Source organism: Rhodosalinus sp. (assembly GCF_046542825.1).
Lineage (GTDB): Bacteria > Pseudomonadota > Alphaproteobacteria > Rhodobacterales > Rhodobacteraceae > Rhodosalinus.
Genome location: NZ_JBKHAQ010000063.1, coordinates 1 through 16,415, shown reverse-complemented (window position 1 = coordinate 16,415; position 16,415 = coordinate 1). Strand labels below are relative to the sequence as shown.

The 16,415-nt window shown below is 68.9% G+C and carries 17 protein-coding genes and 1 tRNA gene; 13 read left to right on the top strand and 5 right to left on the bottom strand.

The features are described from left to right. Positions 1–54 precede the first annotated feature (54 nt). Together ACLFOB_RS09600 and ACLFOB_RS09595 are read right to left on the bottom strand one after the other, a co-directional pair. Positions 55–312: a hypothetical protein gene (locus tag ACLFOB_RS09600; RefSeq protein ID WP_410917742.1), complete on the bottom strand. Its 258-nt coding sequence runs from the start codon at positions 310–312 to the stop codon at positions 55–57. Positions 313–325: 13 nt separating this feature from the next. Then, positions 326–979: an alpha/beta hydrolase gene (locus ACLFOB_RS09595; RefSeq protein ID WP_410917743.1), complete on the bottom strand. Its 654-nt coding sequence runs from the start codon at positions 977–979 to the stop codon at positions 326–328. 160 nt (positions 980–1,139) lie between these two features. Here ACLFOB_RS09595 and ACLFOB_RS09590 point away from each other — a divergent pair, with 160 nt between their 5' ends. The 11 genes from ACLFOB_RS09590 to ACLFOB_RS09540 all read left to right on the top strand — a co-directional run bounded on the left by ACLFOB_RS09590 (position 1,140) and on the right by ACLFOB_RS09540 (position 9,898). Continuing rightward, positions 1,140–1,598, top strand: coding sequence for an Rrf2 family transcriptional regulator (locus tag ACLFOB_RS09590; RefSeq protein WP_410917744.1), 459 nt, complete (start codon positions 1,140–1,142; stop codon positions 1,596–1,598). 100 nt (positions 1,599–1,698) lie between these two features. Further along, positions 1,699–2,742, top strand: a complete 1,044-nt coding sequence (locus ACLFOB_RS09585) for a cysteine desulfurase family protein (RefSeq protein ID WP_410925943.1) — start codon at positions 1,699–1,701, stop codon at positions 2,740–2,742. Between the two features lie 97 nt (positions 2,743–2,839). After that, positions 2,840–4,375 carry a Fe-S cluster assembly protein SufB gene (sufB, locus tag ACLFOB_RS09580; protein WP_410925942.1) on the top strand — a complete coding sequence of 512 codons (1,536 nt, stop codon included), beginning with the start codon at positions 2,840–2,842 and terminating at the stop codon, positions 4,373–4,375. Positions 4,376–4,391: 16 nt separating this feature from the next. Continuing rightward, positions 4,392–4,703 carry a heavy metal-binding domain-containing protein gene (locus tag ACLFOB_RS09575; protein WP_410925941.1) on the top strand — a complete coding sequence of 104 codons (312 nt, stop codon included), beginning with the start codon at positions 4,392–4,394 and terminating at the stop codon, positions 4,701–4,703. A gap of 4 nt (positions 4,704–4,707) precedes the next feature. Beyond that, positions 4,708–5,316: a hypothetical protein gene (locus ACLFOB_RS09570; protein WP_410917748.1), complete on the top strand. Its 609-nt coding sequence runs from the start codon at positions 4,708–4,710 to the stop codon at positions 5,314–5,316. A gap of 31 nt (positions 5,317–5,347) precedes the next feature. Then, complete coding sequence (gene sufC, locus ACLFOB_RS09565; RefSeq protein ID WP_410917749.1) at positions 5,348–6,103, top strand: Fe-S cluster assembly ATPase SufC; 756 nt, start codon at positions 5,348–5,350, stop codon at positions 6,101–6,103. Next, entirely contained in the window at positions 6,103–7,386 is a 1,284-nt protein-coding gene (locus ACLFOB_RS09560; RefSeq protein ID WP_410925940.1) for a SufB/SufD family protein, read from the top strand. The genes sufC and ACLFOB_RS09560 overlap by 1 nt, the downstream gene beginning before the upstream one ends. Then, positions 7,386–7,877, top strand: a complete 492-nt coding sequence (locus tag ACLFOB_RS09555) for a YIP1 family protein (protein WP_410925939.1) — start codon at positions 7,386–7,388, stop codon at positions 7,875–7,877. The genes ACLFOB_RS09560 and ACLFOB_RS09555 overlap by 1 nt, the downstream gene beginning before the upstream one ends. Next, complete coding sequence (locus tag ACLFOB_RS09550; RefSeq protein WP_410925938.1) at positions 7,874–8,452, top strand: YIP1 family protein; 579 nt, start codon at positions 7,874–7,876, stop codon at positions 8,450–8,452. Before ACLFOB_RS09555 ends, ACLFOB_RS09550 begins: the two co-directional genes overlap by 4 nt. Positions 8,453–8,470: 18 nt before the next feature. After that, on the top strand, positions 8,471–9,691 hold the full coding sequence (locus tag ACLFOB_RS09545) for a cysteine desulfurase (protein ID WP_410915874.1): 1,221 nt from the start codon (positions 8,471–8,473) through the stop codon (positions 9,689–9,691). Between the two features lie 130 nt (positions 9,692–9,821). Beyond that, positions 9,822–9,898 (top strand) — tRNA-Arg (locus ACLFOB_RS09540). A gap of 252 nt (positions 9,899–10,150) precedes the next feature. Here the strand turns inward: ACLFOB_RS09540 and ACLFOB_RS09535 are convergent. Next, a complete protein-coding gene (locus ACLFOB_RS09535) occupies positions 10,151–11,794 on the bottom strand; it encodes a CTP synthase (protein WP_410915875.1) in 1,644 nt (547 codons plus the stop codon). Positions 11,795–12,015: 221 nt separating this feature from the next. Further along, complete coding sequence (secG, locus tag ACLFOB_RS09530) at positions 12,016–12,390, bottom strand: preprotein translocase subunit SecG (RefSeq protein ID WP_410925937.1); 375 nt, start codon at positions 12,388–12,390, stop codon at positions 12,016–12,018. Between the two features lie 155 nt (positions 12,391–12,545). On the opposite strand from secG, the gene ACLFOB_RS09525 reads away from it, so the two are divergent. Together ACLFOB_RS09525 and ACLFOB_RS09520 are read left to right on the top strand one after the other, a co-directional pair. Continuing rightward, positions 12,546–13,838, top strand: a complete 1,293-nt coding sequence (locus tag ACLFOB_RS09525) for an adenylosuccinate synthase (protein WP_410915877.1) — start codon at positions 12,546–12,548, stop codon at positions 13,836–13,838. Continuing rightward, a complete protein-coding gene (locus tag ACLFOB_RS09520; RefSeq protein WP_410915878.1) occupies positions 13,838–14,065 on the top strand; it encodes a DUF2842 domain-containing protein in 228 nt (75 codons plus the stop codon). Before ACLFOB_RS09525 ends, ACLFOB_RS09520 begins: the two co-directional genes overlap by 1 nt. A 171-nt stretch (positions 14,066–14,236) precedes the next feature. Here the strand turns inward: ACLFOB_RS09520 and ACLFOB_RS09515 are convergent. Further along, on the bottom strand, positions 14,237–16,415 hold a 2,179-nt coding region (locus ACLFOB_RS09515), incomplete at its 5' end, for a hypothetical protein (RefSeq protein ID WP_410925936.1).

The following is a 16,415-nucleotide window of genomic DNA, read 5'->3' as shown; positions in this document are numbered from 1 at the left end:
GCGGCTGCGGCCGGGAGCTGAGGCAAGCGGTTTGGAAACCGCTTGAAAGGCGCTTCAAGCGCCTTGGGCGCCGCCCGATCCGTCGCCGGCGCCCGCCGCCCGGGCCGCGGCGATCTTCGCCTCCAGCAGCCGGCGCGCGCGTTTCTCTGCCAGCCGCACGCGGACCGAGGTCATGAAGGCTTCCTGCGTGGTCGACGATGTGTCGCCCAGCGACGAGGCGATTTCGTCGATCAGGCGCTCGTCGCCCGTCTCTTCCGCCGCGGCGATCGCGTCGCGCGCCAGCGCGTCGGCCAGATCCTCCGTCACTCCCATCACGTCACCCCCATCAGCGGGTCGTCTCCGTCAGCCGGCGTTTCACGTAGTCCGTCACGGTGCCGATCATCGTGTCCATGTGCGGCCCCTCGAAGAAATGGCCCGCGCCCTCGATCTCCTCATGGGTGATCGTGATGCCCTTCTGCTCCTTGAGCTTGGCCACCAGCGAGGCGGTATCGGCGGGGGGCGCCACCCGGTCGGCCGTGCCGTTGATGATCAGCCCCGAGGAGGGGCAGGGTGCGAGGAAGGAGAAATCGTACATGTTGGCCGGCGGCGAGACGGAGACGAAGCCGGTGATCTCCGGCCGGCGCATCAGCAGCTGCATCCCGATCCAGGCGCCGAAGGAGAAGCCCGCGACCCAGCAGTGCTTGGAGTTCTGGTTCATCGACTGAAGGTAGTCGAGCGCAGAGGCGGCATCGGACAGCTCGCCCACCCCCTGGTCGTATTCGCCCTGGCTGCGGCCCACGCCGCGAAAGTTGAAGCGCAGCACCGTGAAACCCATCCGGTGGAAGGCATAGTGCAGGTTGTAGACCACCTTGTTGTTCATCGTGCCGCCGAACTGCGGATGCGGATGCAGCATGATGGCGATCGGCGCATCGCGTTCCTTCTGCGGGTGGTAGCGGCCTTCGAGACGGCCTTCGGGACCGGGGAAGATGACCTCGGGCATGGGGCGGAGGGCTCCTGCTGACGCGGCGGGACTCGCGGGACTCGTTGACGGGGCTGCCGGAATTTCTTAGAATAATTCTAAGCTACGGGCTGAGTGGTTCTTCCGCAGGTAAGCCGTGTGGCGTCCGGGGTCAATATGGCGCGCAAGGAGGCGGCAGTCCGTGAAGCTGAGCACGAAAGGGCGCTACGCGATGGTGGCGCTGGCAGACATGGCCTTGCAGCCCGAGGGCTCGCTGGTCAGCCTTGGCGACATCGCGCGCCGGCAGTCGATCTCGCTGCCCTATCTCGAGCAGCTCTTCGTCCGGCTGCGGCGGGCGGGACTCGTCGCGTCGGTACGCGGGCCGGGCGGCGGCTACCGCCTTGCCCGGCCGGCGACCGAGATCCGCGTGGTCGACGTGCTCTCGGCCGTGGACGAGACGGTGAACGCGATGCACACCGGCGCCGGCGCCACGGGCGGTCTTTCGGGTACCAAGGCGCAGTCGCTGACCAACCGGCTGTGGCAGAGCCTGTCGGCGCAGGTCTACGTCTTCCTGCACCAGACGCGGCTTTCGGACGTGGTTGAAAACACCCTGGCGCCCTGTCCGGCGGTGCCCACGCTCTTTTCGGTGGTGGACGAGTGAGTTGCTGCCGTGCCCGTCGCGGGGGGGCGCTGCCCCCCGTCCGCTGCGCGGACTCCCCCCGGGGTATTTCCCGCAAGAGGAAGGATCCGGAGGGGGCGCGATGAGCCGGCTTTATCTCGACTGGAACGCGACGGCGCCCCTGCGCCCCGAGGCGCGGGCGGCGGCGATCGGCGCGCTGGATGTCCTGGGCAACCCGTCCTCCGTCCATGCCGAGGGGCGGGCGGCGCGGGCGCTGGTCGAGCGGGCGCGCGCGCAGGTGCTGGAGGCGATCGGGGGAGAGGGCTACGACCTCGTCTTCACCTCCGGCGCGACGGAGGCCGCGGGGCTGGCCTGCGCGGGCCGCGGGCTTGTCGGGTCGGGGATCGAGCATGACGCCGTGCGCGCCTGGGTCGAGGAAGGGCTGCCGGTGGATGCCGGGGGACGGGTCGCCGTGGCAGAGCCCGCGAAAACGGTGCTGCAACTCGCCAATTCCGAGACCGGTGTGGTGCAGGATCTGCCCGCGGGGCTCGCGGTCAGCGACATGACGCAGGCCTTCGGCAAGCTTCCGGTGCGGTTGTCGGAGACGGGCGTGGAAATGGCACTCGTCTCGGCGCACAAGCTGGGCGGGCCGAAGGGCATCGGCGCGCTGCTGCTGAAACAGGGACGCGACGTCGTGCCCCGCATCCCTGGCGGCGGGCAGGAGATGGGGCGCCGGTCGGGCACCGAGAACCTGCCCGGGATCGCGGGTTTCGGCGCGGCGGCAGAGGCCGCGCGGCGCGACGTGGACGCAGGCCTGTGGGACGAGACGGCCGAGTTTAGAAATATTCTAGAAAATGCTCTTGAGGCGCTTTCGGACCAGATTATTTTGGTCGGGAAAGGCGCACGGCGGTTGCCCAACACGCTCTGCCTTGCAGCGCCCGGCTGGAAGGGCGAGACGCAGGTGATGGCGATGGATCTTGCAGGCTACGCGGTCTCGGCGGGATCTGCCTGTTCCAGCGGCAAGCTGCGGGCAAGCAAGGTGCTGCAGGCCATGGGTTTCGGCGAGGAGATCGCGGCAGGCGCGCTGCGCGTGAGCCTGGGGCCCGGCATCGGGCGGGACGAGGTGCTTCGGTTCGCCGAAGCCTGGAGCGGGGCCTGGCGCCGGCACAGGGCGCGGGCCGCCTGACATAGGGATTGCCCGGCCACCCGGGCGGAAGGACGACAGCCCCGGCGGGGGCGCAAAGGACAACCGGCCCCGCGGGGCCACAGACGGGAGACCGGCCATGAGTGCACTTGACAGGGTCGATGTGAAGGAAGGGGTCGATCGAGACACGATCGAAACCGTTCGCGAGGTTGGCGGCAAGTACAAGTACGGCTGGGAAACCGACATCGAGATGGATTATGCGCCAAAGGGGCTGACGCCCGATATCGTGCGCCTCATCTCGGAGAAGAACGGCGAGCCGGACTGGATGACCGACTGGCGGCTCAAGGCCTACGAGCGCTGGCTGCAGATGAAGGAGCCGACCTGGGCCTTCGTCGATTATCCCGAGATCGACTTCCAGGCCCAATACTACTACGCCCGGCCCAAGAGCATGGCGACCAAGCCGAAATCGCTCGACGAGGTCGATCCGAAGCTGCTGGAGACCTACGAGAAGCTGGGGATACCGCTCAAGGAGCAGATGATCCTCGCCGGCGTCGAGGGGGCCGAGGACACCCCGGCCGAGGCGCGGACCGGCGAGCGCAAGGTGGCCGTGGACGCGGTCTTCGACAGCGTGAGCGTCGGCACCACCTTCCAGGCGGAGCTGAAGAAGGCGGGGGTGATCTTCTGCTCGATTTCCGAGGCGATCAAGGAGCACCCGGAGCTGGTGAAGAAATACCTGGGCTCGGTCGTGCCGGTCTCGGACAATTTCTATGCCACGCTCAACAGCGCGGTCTTCTCGGACGGATCCTTCGTCTACGTGCCGCCGGGCGTGCGCTGTCCGATGGAGCTGTCGACCTATTTCCGCATCAATGCGGAGAACACCGGGCAGTTCGAACGCACGCTGATCATCGCCGACAAGGGGTCTTACGTCAGCTACCTCGAAGGCTGCACCGCGCCGCAGCGCGACGAGAGCCAGCTGCACGCGGCCGTCGTCGAGATCATCGCCGAGGAAGACGCCGAGGTGAAGTATTCCACCGTGCAGAACTGGTTCCCCGGCGACGAGGACGGCAAGGGCGGCATCTACAACTTCGTCACCAAGCGCGCGGACTGCCGCGGCGACCGGTCCAAGGTGATGTGGACGCAGGTCGAGACCGGCAGCGCCGTGACCTGGAAGTATCCCTCCTGCATCCTGCGGGGCAATGACAGCCAGGGCGAGTTCTACTCGATCGCGATCACCAACAACCACCAGCAGGCCGATACCGGCACCAAGATGGTGCACCTGGGCAGGAACACCCGCTCGCGGATCGTGTCGAAGGGAATCAGCGCGGGCGTCTCGTCGAACACCTACCGCGGGCTCGTCTCGATGCACCCGAAGGCGAAGAACAGCCGAAACTACACCCAGTGCGACTCGCTTCTGATCGGGGACAGGTGCGGCGCGCACACGGTTCCCTACATCGAGGTGAAGAACAACTCGTCCCGGGTGGAGCACGAGGCGACGACCTCCAAGGTGGACGACGACCAGCTCTTCTACTGCCGCTCGCGCGGCATGGACGAGGAAGAGGCCGTGGCGCTGATCGTGAACGGCTTTGCCAAGGAGGTGCTGCAGGCCCTGCCGATGGAATTCGCGATGGAGGCGCAGCAGCTGGTGGCGATCAGCCTCGAAGGGTCGGTGGGCTGAGAACGGAGAGGGCGCGATGATCGTCACCACCACGCCCGTGATCGAGGGCCGGAAGATCACCGACTACCACGGCATCGTCACGGGCGAGGCGATCATCGGCGCCAACGTCTTCCGCGATATCTTTGCCGGGATCACCGATATTCTCGGCGGCCGCTCGGGCGCCTACGAGGCCAGCCTGGCGGAAGCGCGAGAGACGGCGATTCGCGAGATGGAGGCCCGCGCGGCCGCGCTGGGTGCGACGGCGGTGGTCGGGGTGGACCTCGACTACGAGGTGATCAACAACATGCTGATGGTGTCTGCCTCAGGCACCGCGGTTTCGCTGGGGTGACGAGGTGGAGACGCCCGCGCGAGATGCCGTTCCGGTCCGGCCGGAGCTGACGCTGCCGCCCGACGAGGCCGCGGCGGTGCGTGCCGCCTTCGAACGTGCGGGCACCATCCTGGAATACGGCAGCGGCGGCTCGACCGTCATGGCCGCCGGGATGCCGGGCAAGACTGTCGTCTCCGTCGAGAGCGACGCGGCCTGGGCCGAGGGGATGCGGGCGTGGTTCGCGGACCATCCGCCGGCAGCGGGAACCACGGTCGAGGTGCTCCGGGCCGACATCGGCCCGACGACGGAGTGGGGCCACCCGGCCGACGACAGCGGGTGGCGGCGCTATGCCCGCTATCCGCTCAAGGTCTGGGAGCGGGCTGGGCTTGCTCCGGAGGTGGTTTTGGTGGACGGGCGGTTCCGCGTGGGCTGCGCGCTGGCGGCGCTCTTTCGCGCGCCCGCACCGCTGACGCTGATGTTCGACGACTATGCGCCGCGGCGCCACTACCACGTCGTCGAGGACTATCTTGGCCGCCCCGACATGGTCGGGCGCATGGCCGTCTGGAAGGTGACGCCGCGGCCGGTGCCGGCCGAGCGGCTGATGCAGATCGTGACGCTGATGACGCGGCCGTGACCCGGTGCGCGGACGAGAAAGGGAAGACAGAATGCTGGAAATTCGCAATCTTCACGTGAAGCTCGAGGAAGAGGACAAGGCGATCCTCAAGGGCGTGGACCTGACCGTGGAGGGCGGCAAGGTGCACGCCATCATGGGGCCGAACGGCTCGGGGAAATCCACGCTGTCCTATGTGCTGGCGGGCCGCGAGGGCTACGAGGTGACCGAGGGCACGGCGACGCTCGATGGCGCGGACATCCTGGAAATGGAGCCCGAAGAGCGCGCGGCGGCGGGCCTGTTCCTGGCGTTCCAGTATCCGGTCGAGATCGCCGGCGTGGGCAACATGACCTTCCTGCGCACGGCTGTGAACGCCCAGCGCAAGGCGCGCGGCGAGGCCGAGATGAGCTCGACCGAGTTCCTCAAGACGATCCGCGCCAAGGCCAAGGAGCTGGACATCGACGCCGAGATGCTCAAGCGCGGCGTGAACTCGGGCTTTTCCGGGGGCGAGAAGAAGCGCAACGAGATCCTGCAGATGGCCATGCTCGAGCCGCGGATGTGCATCCTGGACGAGACCGACTCGGGGCTTGACGTGGACGCGATGAAGCTGGTGGCAGACGGCGTGAACCGGCTGCGCGACGCGGGCCGCGGCTTTCTGCTCATCACGCATTACCAGCGGCTACTGGACCACATCGTGCCCGACGTGGTGCACATCATGGCCGGCGGCCGGATCGTCAAGTCGGGCGGTCCGGAGCTTGCCCTCGAGGTCGAGAAGAACGGCTATGCCGACATCGTGGAGGAGATGGCCTGATGGCGCTGCCGCAACCGAAACTGGACGCGCTCGACGCGCGGCTGTCGGCGCTGACCCTTCCCTCCGATGGCTGGCCGCGCGCGGCGCGCGAGGCCGCGCTGGCGCGGCTGCGCGGCATGGGGCTGCCCGGTCCGCGCGACGAATACTGGCGCTTCACCCGTCCCGACAGCCTGAACGCGCCCGAGCCGGCGGAGGCCGCGACCTTCGACACCGACGAGGCGCCGATGTTCGACGCCTTCGACCGGCTCAGGATCGTCTTTGTCGACGGCGTCTTCGATCCGGATGCCTCTGACGACCTGAGCCTGGAAGGGATCGAGATCGAGCGGCTGGCAGAGGCCGGGCGCGCCGATCTGCACTGGGCGCGCGACCTATACGGCACGCTCGAGACGCGCGGACAGTCGCCCGTGCCGCGCCCGCTGGCGGCGCTGAACACGGCCTTCGCCGCCGACGGTGTCCTGATCCGCGTGACGGGCACGCCCTCGAAGCCAGTCAGCCTGGTTTATCATCACAGGTCAACGACATCCGACGCCTATCTTCATCATTGCGTGAAGCTGGAGCAAGGCGCCCGCTTTACCCTGCTGGAGAACGGACCGGCGGCGGCAAGGTTCAACAACGTGCTGGAGATCGATGTCGCGGACGGCGCGACCTTCCACCACGTCCGGGCGCAGGGCCGCGATCACGAACGGCGCGCGGCCACCCATATCTTCGCCCGCCTCGGGCGCGAGAGTGTCTTCAAGTCCTTCTCGATGACGGTGAACGGCATGATGACGCGCAACGAATGCGTGATCGAGATGACCGGCGACAACGGCGTCGCACATGTTGCCGGCGCCTGCGTGGGCGACGGCGATTTCCACCAGGACGACACCGTCTTCATCACCCATGACGCCGAGTGCTGCGAGAGCCGGCAGGTGTTCAAGAAGGTGCTGCGGAACGGCGCGACAGGCGTCTTCCAGGGCAAGATCCTCGTGAAGCCCGGCGCGCAGAAGACCGACGGCTACCAGATCAGCCAGTCGCTGCTGCTGGACGAGGACAGCCAGTTCCTCGTCAAGCCCGAGCTCGAGATCTACGCCGACGACGTGGCCTGTTCGCACGGGTCCACTTCCGGCGCGATCGACGAGGACGCGCTGTTCTACCTGCGCTCGCGCGGCGTGCCCGAGGGGCCGGCGACCGATATCCTGACGCTCGCCTTCCTAGCCGAGGCGGTGGAAGAGATCGAGGACGAGGCGCTGGCCGGGGACATCACCGCGCGGCTCGAGGCCTGGCTCGCGCGACGGCGCGGCTGATGCCCGTCACGACCGACATCGCGGCGACCTACCGGTCGCCGCGGGCGGTAATGCGCCGCCTGCTCGACGCGGGCCGGCGCGAGGACCGGGCGCTTGCGATCCTGATGGGCGGCTGCCTGCTGGCCTTCGTGGGCCGCTGGCCGGCCCTGCAGCGCGCCGCGACGCTCGATGCCGACGCGCCACCGCTCGACGCGCAGATCGCCGGCGCGCTCTTCGGCTGGATCTTCGTCGCGCCCTTGCTGCTTTATGCGCTCGCGGCGCTTTCGCATCTGGTCGCGCGGCTCCTTGGCGGGCGGGGCAGCTTCTACGGTGCGCGGCTCGCGCTGTTCTGGGCGTTCCTCGCGGCCGCGCCGCTGCTTCTGCTGCACGGGCTCGTCGCGGGCTTCGTGGGGGCGGGGCCGGGCTTGCAGATCGTCGGCGTTCTGTGGTTACTCGCTTTTGGCTGGTTCTGGATGATGAGCCTGCGCGAGGCCGAGAAAGGAACGCCATGACCGCAGCGGCGCTCGGGCAGCTTGCCGTCGACACGATCCGCACCCCGCGCGAGGTGGCGCGGCGGCTGATGGATCTGAAGCTGCCCAGGGACGCGCTCTGGACCGCGCTTGCGCTGGTCGTGGTTCTGAACGCGGCGCTCTACAGTGCGTCCAACATGATCGCGCCGCCGCCCGACGACCTGGCGGTGCCGATTGTCGCACCCGTGCCCTTCGCGCTTTTCCTTGCCGCGGGGCTCGTCGGGACCATCTACGCGCTGTGGTATGTCGGCCGGATGCTGGGCGGCGAGGGGGCGCTGGGCGACATCATGGTGCTGCTGGTCTGGCTGCAGGCGCTGCGGCTGGTGGTGCAGGCCGCGCTGCTGGTGCTCGTTCCGCTCAGTCCGGTTCTGTCGTCGCTGGTGGTGCTGGCCGCGGCTGCCATCGGCTTCTGGATACTGTTGAATTTCATCGACGTGGCCCATGGTTACGGCAATCTGCTCAAGTCGCTGGGCGCGCTTGCGCTCAGCGTGCTTGCCATGGCCCTGGGCCTGACATTCCTCGTGACGCTGTTCGGTGGCGCGCTAGCTCCGACATGAGTGGGAAGGGGAAAGACGATGTACGACGTGACCGCGATCCGCGAACAGTTTCCGATCCTCGCGCGCGAGGTGAACGGCAAGCCGCTTGTCTATCTTGACAACGGCGCCTCGGCGCAAAAGCCGCAATGCGTGATAGACGCAGTGACGCAGGCCTACAGCCACGAATATGCCAACGTTCACCGCGGGCTGCACTACCTGTCGAACCTCGCAACCGAGAAATACGAGGGCGTGCGCGGCATCGTCGCGCGTTTCCTCGGCGCGCCCTCGGAGGACGAGATCGTGCTGACCTCGGGCACCACCGAGGGAATCAACCTGGTGGCCTACGGCTGGGCGATGCCGCGGATCAAGCCGGGCGACGAGATCGTGCTCAGCGTCATGGAGCATCACGCCAACATCGTGCCCTGGCATTTCCTGCGCGAACGGCAGGGCGCGGTGCTGAAATGGGTGGACGTGGACTCCACCGGCGCGCTCGACCCGCAGTCAGTGATCGACGCCATCGGCCCGAAGACGAAGCTGGTGGCCATCACGCAGCTGTCGAACGTGCTGGGCACCAAGGTGGATGTCGCGGCGATCTGCGCGGGCGCCCGCGAGAAGGGCGTGCCGGTGCTGGTCGACGGCAGCCAGGGCGCGGTGCACATGCCGGTGAACCTGGCCGAGCTTGGCTGCGACTTCTACGCCATCACGGGGCACAAGCTCTACGGTCCCTCCGGCTCGGGCGCGATCTGGATCGCCCGCGAGCGGCTGGCGGAGATGCGCCCCTTCATCGGCGGTGGCGACATGATCCGCGAGGTGCACAAGGACAGCGTGACCTACGCGGACCCGCCGATGAAGTTCGAGGCGGGCACCCCCGGCATCGTGCAGCAGATCGGCCTTGGCGTGGCGCTGGAGTGGCTGATGGACCTCGGCATGGAGGCGGTGGCCGCGCACGAGGACCGGCTGCGCGACTACGCGGTGGACCGGCTGGGCGGTCTCAACTGGCTCAACCTGCAGGGCACGACGCCGGACAAGGCGGCGATCTTCTCCTTCACAATGCAGGGCGCGGCGCATGCGCACGACATCTCGACCATTCTCGACAAGAAGGGGGTCGCGGTGCGCGCGGGTCACCACTGCGCCGGCCCGCTGATGGAATTCCTCGGCACGCCGGCCACCTGCCGGGCGAGCTTTGCGCTCTACAACACGCCCGAAGAGGTCGATGCGCTGGTCGACGCGCTGGAACTGGCGCACGAGCTGTTCGACTGACACGGGCGTCCCGTCAGGGCGGGCATCCGGTGTAGGGCAGAGACGAATCTTGCCGGTCGGTGGTTTCCGGGGCTTGCGATCTCCGCTTTCATCCGGCAGGAGAGTGCAGTAGGGTCCGCCCGCACACAGTGCACCCATAGCTCAGCTGGATAGAGTGTCGCCCTCCGAAGGCGAAGGTCGTAGGTTCGAATCCTACTGGGTGCGCCATTTCCTCCCCAAATCCGCAGGGGTTGCTCAGGCTTTTGCACGTCTGACGTCTGCCTGCGTGAGGGCCGCTTTTCCGTCCGGGACGCTCTTTCTGCGCGCCGGATGTCGCTGTATCGACGGGCCTTGGCAGTACGGTTCCGGCTCCGGCGGTCGATGCCGCAGACCATGTCCCGGCAAGGGTGTCGATCGACGCTTTCGACGGCAGAACGACCGCCCGGCAGGCGATCGACTGCATCGCCCTGCATCGCCCCGTCACACCAGCCTGGAGATCTCCTTCGCCGCCCGGATGAAATCCGCGAAGAGCGGATGCGGCTCGAAGGGGCGGGATTTCAGCTCGGGGTGGAACTGCACGCCGATGAACCACGGGTGGTCGGGCCATTCCACGATCTCGGGCAGGCGGCCGTCGGGCGACATGCCGGAAAAGCACAGGCCCGCCGCCTCGAGTTTCTGGCGATATTTGATGTCCACCTCGTAGCGGTGGCGGTGACGCTCTGAAATCCGCGTGGCGCCATAGACCTCGGCCGCCTTGCTGCCCGTCTCCAGCACCGCGTCATAGGCGCCCAGCCGCATGGTGCCGCCCTTGGCGTCGTCGGGCCGGCGTTCGACCGTGGCGTTGCCCTGCACCCATTCCTTGAGGTGGTAGACCACCGGGGTGAAGCGCTTGCGCCCGGCCTCGCGGTCGAATTCCTCGGAGCCCGCGTCGGGCAGTTCGGCCAGGTTGCGCGCCGCTTCGATCACCGCCATCTGCATGCCGAGGCAGATGCCCAGGTAGGGCACCTCGTGGGTGCGGGCGAACTCGGCCGCGCGGATCTTGCCCTCGGTCCCGCGCTCGCCGAAGCCGCCGGGCACGAGGATGGCGTGGAACCCTTCCAGGTGCGGCGCGGGATCCTCGCGCTCGAAGATCTCGGCGTCCACCCATTCGACGTTGACCTTCACGCGGTTCGCCATGCCGCCGTGCGTGAGCGCCTCGGCGATGGATTTGTAGGCATCGCCCAGCTGCGTGTATTTGCCCACGATGGCGACGTTTACCGCGCCCTCCGGATGGCTCAGACGGTCTGCCACATCCTCCCATTTCGACAGGTCGGGCCGCGGCGCGGGGCTGATCCGGAAGGCGTCGAGCACCGCCTGGTCCAGTCCCTCGCGGTGGTAGGCGAGCGGCGCCTCGTAGATGGATTTGAGGTCGTAGGCCGCGATCACCGCGTCGGGGCGCACGTTGCAGAAAAGCGCGAGCTTTTCCCGCTCCTTCTGCGGGATGGGCTTTTCCGAGCGGCACACCAGCAGATCGGGCGCGATGCCGATCGAGCGCAGCTCCTTGACCGAATGCTGGGTGGGCTTGGTCTTGAGCTCGCCGCTGGCCGCGATCCATGGAAGCAGCGTGAGATGCATGAAAATGCACTGGCCCCGCGGCTTTTCCTGCGCGAACTGGCGGATCGCCTCGAAGAAGGGCAGCCCCTCGATGTCGCCCACCGTCCCGCCGATCTCGCACAGCATGAAATCGACCTCGTCCTCGCCGATGCGGATGAAGTCCTTGATCTCGTCGGTGACGTGGGGAATGACCTGGATCGTCTTGCCGAGGTAGTCGCCCCGGCGCTCCTTCTCCAGAACGTTGGAATAGATGCGCCCCGAACTCACGCTGTCGGACTTGCGCGCGGCGACGCCGGTGAAGCGCTCGTAGTGGCCGAGATCGAGATCGGTCTCGGCCCCGTCGTCGGTGACATAGACCTCGCCGTGCTCGAAGGGTGACATCGTGCCGGGATCGACGTTGAGATAGGGGTCCAGCTTGCGCAGCCGCACGGTGAAGCCGCGCGCCTGCAAAAGCGCGCCCAGCGCCGCCGATGCGAGACCCTTGCCCAGCGACGAGACGACGCCACCGGTGATGAAGATGAAGCGAGCCATGATCCGGCGATCCCCCGTGACGGGGCCGGTCGGGGAGACGCTTGCCGCGTGTCCGGGGCCGGCCCGATGCTTGCGCGCGGCTCCATGGCCGCACCTCACCACGGGATTCAAGCGTTACACGAGTCGCGCTGGCCTGTCCAGACGCGCGCTAGATGATGTAACGAAAACCGCAAACCCCGCAAGGACTTGTGGAAAACCGGCGCGCGTGGCGCCGGCGCGGATCACTCCGCGCGCGGCACCAGCGGCGCATCCTCACTGCCTGCCGGCGGCGGCAGCAGGCTGTCAGTGTCGGGCAGTTGCGGCACCGACGGATCGGTCTCCTCGACCGAGCCGCCACCGCCGCCGCCGATGCGGTCGAGCACCGAGCTGCCGGTGGCGTTCTCGGCGGCGAAGATCGTCAGCGTAAGCGAGGTGCCGATGAAGGCAATGGCCAGGATCCAGGTCACCTTGCCCAGCGGCGTCGCCCCCGCGCGGCCGGTGGTCACATTGCCGCCCCCGCCCATGCCAAGCCCGCCGCCCTCGGACCGCTGCATCAGGACAATGCCGATGAGCGAGAGGGCGAGGAGCAGATGAACGATTAGGATGACGTTTTCCATGAGACCCCGCGCGGCTGTCGCGGTCCATGTAGGCGAAGCGGCCCGCGGGAGCAAGGGCGCGCCGACCCTGCGCGCGGGCGCGGATTTCCGGTTTCGACCACCGCGGCCCGCGGCTATACCGGCGCGGGTTTCGGATACCGCGAAGGGAGCGGCAGATGGCGAACGTCGTGGTCGTGGGCGCCCAGTGGGGCGACGAGGGCAAGGGCAAGATCGTGGACTGGCTGAGCGAGCGCGCCGATGTCGTCGCGCGCTTTCAGGGCGGGCACAACGCAGGCCATACGCTGGTGATCGGCGATCAGACCTACAAGCTGCATGCGCTGCCCTCGGGCGTGGTGCGGCCCGGCAAGCTGAGCGTGATCGGCAACGGCGTGGTGCTGGACCCCTGGCACCTGATGCGGGAGATCGAGACGCTGAAGGGGCAGGGGGTCGAGGTCACGCCCGCGACGCTGATGATTGCGGAGAACACACCGCTGATCCTGCCGTTTCACGGCGAACTCGATCGCGCGCGAGAGGCCGCCGTCGGGGTGGCCAGGATCGGCACCACGGGCCGCGGGATCGGTCCGGCGTACGAGGACAAGGTGGGCCGCCGCGCGGTGCGGGTGGCCGACCTTGGCGACCGCGCGACGCTTCAGGCGCGGGTGGACCGCGCGCTGGTGCATCACGACGCGCTGCGCCGGGGGCTGGGGCTCGAGCCGGTGGACCGTGACGCGCTGGTTGCCGCGCTGGAGGCGGTCGCGCCGCAGATCCTGCCCTTTGCCGCGCCGGTCTGGCGGGTGTTGAACGAAAAGCGCCGTTCGGGGCGCCGCATTCTGTTCGAGGGCGCGCAGGGCGCGCTGCTGGACATCGACTTCGGCACCTATCCCTATGTCACCTCCTCGAACGTGATCGCAGGGCAGGCCGCCACGGGCACGGGCATCGGGCCCGGCGCCATCGACTTCGTGCTCGGGATCGTCAAGGCCTACACCACGCGGGTGGGCGAGGGACCCTTCCCGACCGAGCTTGACGATGCGGACGGCGAGCGGCTGGGCACGCGCGGACACGAGTTCGGCACAACCACGGGGCGCAAGCGGCGCTGCGGCTGGTTCGACGCGGTGCTGGTGCGGCAATCCATCGCGACCAGCGGAATCAACGGCATCGCGCTTACCAAGCTCGACGTGCTGGACGGCTTCGACCGGCTGCGCATCTGCACTGGCTATGAGCTTGATGGCAAACGCCTGGACCATCTGCCCACGGCGGCGGATCAGCAGGCGCGGCTGGTGCCGGTCTACGAGGAGATGGAAGGCTGGAGCGCCTCGACCGAGGGCGCGCGCAGCTGGGCGGACCTGCCGGCCGGGGCCATCAAGTATGTCCGGCGCGTGGAGGAGTTGATCGGCTGTCCGGTGGCCCTACTTTCCACCTCGCCCGAAAGGGATGACACCATTCTCGTCACGGACCCGTTCGCAGACTGATGGACCTGAGTTACAAAGCCCGCCGCCGCTGGTCACTGGTGATCCTGATCGTCGGCCTGCCGCTCTACATCATGGCGGCGGTCACGGTCGTGGGCTGGTTCGACCGGCCCGGCATCCTGCTGGAGCTGCTGATCTACGTGGCGCTGGGCGTGGTCTGGGCGCTGCCCTTCAAGTTCGTCTTCAAGGGCGTGGGCCAGCCCGACCCCGACGCGCCGCGCGACGACTGAGGCGCGGCGCGCCCTCGCAGCGAAGAGGCCGGTCACGGCCGATGAGCGACACGCTCGGTCCGCCCTCACGGGCGTCCTCGCCGTTTTGCGGCGGCCTGTGGTCCGACGCAGCGCCGCTGCAACGGCGCGGCAGGCTCCCGCCCGCCGCGCCGCGCCCGGAACGAGCCTCTCTCAGCCGGCCGCGCGCCCCTCGGGGCGATAGCCGATCTCGTCCGAGACGGTGAAGCGGCCCCCGCGCTGCTTCTCGATCTTGCCCTCGCGGATCAGCTGCCCGAAGTGGCGCAGCCCGTCCTCGCGGTTGAAGTCCGCAAGGCCACTGCCGCGCACGGTCTTCATCACCTGCGGGCGCGAAACCTGGTCGTGCCCCTCGACAAAGACGAGATAGGCGACCGCGGCCTCCATGAGTTCGGGAAGCTCTCGCGCGTCTCTGGCGCGGGCGTAGCTTTCGAAGCCTTCCGCAGCACGCGGGGCCTGGGCTGCGTCCTGTGCCGGCCGATGGACCCGGCGGGGACGCACCGGGGCGCGTTCCTCGCCGGAGGGCAGATCGACGCGCTGCTCCGCCACCAGCTTGAGGGGGGCCGGACGCGGCTCTTCGGGGCGGGGGGTGCGGGCCGAGCTCGCCTCGGGGCGCCGTGGCCGCACGGCAGCGGACAGGTCGTTGCGATAGGCCTGCACCTCTTCCTCTGCCGGCCCGCTGCGGACAAGCCCGCGGTCCCCGCGCGTGGCCGCCACGGCCGCGCGCAGATGGGCAAGCGCGCTGCGGCGGCGGGTCGCCTCCGGCCGCTCCATCTCGGTTTCGGCTTCGTCCATCAGGCGGGACACGTTGTCGTCGCCGTTGCCCTCGGGGCGGGCGGACACGGCGGCGAAGGCATCGCTGCCCTGCCGCACCGCGCGCCGCGCGGCCGCGGCGATCCCGGGGTCCGGCTCCTGAAGGCCCGTTGGCTCTGCCGTGTCGCGCGCGGCGTTGTCGGCTGTCTCGTCGCCCTCCGAGCCGGCAGGCGCCCCCGAGGGGGTTGCGATGGGCGCCTCCTCCGGTGCCTGCTCCGGCGCGACGGCTTCGCCCCGGGCCGGGCGACTTTCGGCGGCCTTGACGTCCTGTGCGCGACCTCCGGGGCCTTCCTCCGGTTCTGCCGCCGCTGCGACCGCCTCCGTCCGGGTCGGCTCGGGCTTCGAGGCCCCGTCATGCTGCGTGAGGCTTTCATGCTGCGTGAGGCTTTCGGCATCCTCGTCCGGCTGGCTCTCCGAGGCTTCGGACTGGTCGTCGCGCGTATCGACGGAAGAGGTCTCCTCCTCGGCTGCGTTCCGTGCCGAATGATCCGCGCCCGCGTCGGTCACGGGCGCCGGAGTGGCATCCGCTTCCGTAGCGGCCGCATCCTCTGCAGCCTCGGTGCGCGTCCCGTAGAGGTCCGCCTCGATGCCGCGCAATTCCGCTGCAAGTTCGGCCTCGTCCTCCGGGCTCAGGGAGGACCGTGCCGGACCCGTCGCAGGGTGCGACCCGGGCGCCGCCGCCATCGCGGCGGCGGCGTCCCGGGCCTGCGACGGGGTCGCGTCCGCGGCCGCGGGAGGCAGGGGGAATGCAGCGCCGGTCTCCTCCTCGTCCTGCTTGCCGGGGTCGTCGCCCGTGGCGTGCACGCCCGCGGCTACCGTCTCTCTCGGCTCGCCCTGGGCCGGCGTTTCGCTGCGGAGATCGGGCTGAGCGTCGCTGTCGGCTGCGGGCGCGTCTGACGCGCTGTCAGCCGGGGGGGCGTCGTCCTCGGGGCGTTCGGCTTCTTCCGCGCCTGCGGGCGCCCCCGGTTCCTTAAAGGCACCTTCCTTCGCGGGCTGCGCGGCACCGGGCAGCGGCGGGATGCTGCCCTCGGCCACCGCGGCCTCGAAATCGGCGCGGCTCATCCGCAGGACGCGGGCGCGTGTCGCAGACTGCGCGTCCTCGTCGCGGAAGAGATTGGTCTCGCTCTCGTCCTCGTCCGGCGTCTCGCCGCGCATGACGTCCGCGTCGATCGGTACGCCGGTCGCGCGGGCCACGACGGCGCGGATGCGCTGCAGCTTCGCGGCGACCGAGCCGGGCATCGGGGAGGGGCGCGGCGGCACGTGTTCGGGCGCGAGCACCTCGTCCGTCAGGGCGTCGTCCTCGGCCCGCGCATGGTCCTGCGCGTCCTGCGACACGGACGGAAGCTCCTCTTCGCGCGCGTCCGGGGCGCCGGTTTCCGCGGTGTGGGGCGCAGCCGGGACTGCCTCCGACGTCGGGAGAGCCTGGGGCGCGGCCGCCTCTTCCTGCTCGCCGGAGACCTCCTCCTCGGCGTCTTCCGTGGCCTCCGCAAGACGCTCGGCTTCGGCCTCCATCGCGGCGTCG

Bases quoted from the DNA above. Each gene is read 5' to 3' on its own strand.
- ACLFOB_RS09525 (WP_410915877.1), top strand. From the start codon at position 12,546: ATGGCGAACGTCGTGGTCGTGGGCGCCCAGTGGGGCGACGAGGGCAAG.
- ACLFOB_RS09600 (WP_410917742.1), bottom strand. From the start codon at position 312: ATGGGAGTGACGGAGGATCTGGCCGACGCGCTGGCGCGCGACGCGATC.
- ACLFOB_RS09585 (WP_410925943.1), top strand. From the start codon at position 1,699: ATGAGCCGGCTTTATCTCGACTGGAACGCGACGGCGCCCCTGCGCCCC.
- ACLFOB_RS09550 (WP_410925938.1), top strand. From the start codon at position 7,874: ATGACCGCAGCGGCGCTCGGGCAGCTTGCCGTCGACACGATCCGCACC.
- ACLFOB_RS09535 (WP_410915875.1), bottom strand. From the start codon at position 11,794: ATGGCTCGCTTCATCTTCATCACCGGTGGCGTCGTCTCGTCGCTGGGC.
- ACLFOB_RS09545 (WP_410915874.1), top strand. From the start codon at position 8,471: ATGTACGACGTGACCGCGATCCGCGAACAGTTTCCGATCCTCGCGCGC.
- sufC (WP_410917749.1), top strand. From the start codon at position 5,348: ATGCTGGAAATTCGCAATCTTCACGTGAAGCTCGAGGAAGAGGACAAG.
- ACLFOB_RS09555 (WP_410925939.1), top strand. From the start codon at position 7,386: ATGCCCGTCACGACCGACATCGCGGCGACCTACCGGTCGCCGCGGGCG.
- ACLFOB_RS09560 (WP_410925940.1), top strand. From the start codon at position 6,103: ATGGCGCTGCCGCAACCGAAACTGGACGCGCTCGACGCGCGGCTGTCG.
- sufB (WP_410925942.1), top strand. From the start codon at position 2,840: ATGAGTGCACTTGACAGGGTCGATGTGAAGGAAGGGGTCGATCGAGAC.
- secG (WP_410925937.1), bottom strand. From the start codon at position 12,390: ATGGAAAACGTCATCCTAATCGTTCATCTGCTCCTCGCCCTCTCGCTC.
- ACLFOB_RS09595 (WP_410917743.1), bottom strand. From the start codon at position 979: ATGCCCGAGGTCATCTTCCCCGGTCCCGAAGGCCGTCTCGAAGGCCGC.
- ACLFOB_RS09520 (WP_410915878.1), top strand. From the start codon at position 13,838: ATGGACCTGAGTTACAAAGCCCGCCGCCGCTGGTCACTGGTGATCCTG.
- ACLFOB_RS09575 (WP_410925941.1), top strand. From the start codon at position 4,392: ATGATCGTCACCACCACGCCCGTGATCGAGGGCCGGAAGATCACCGAC.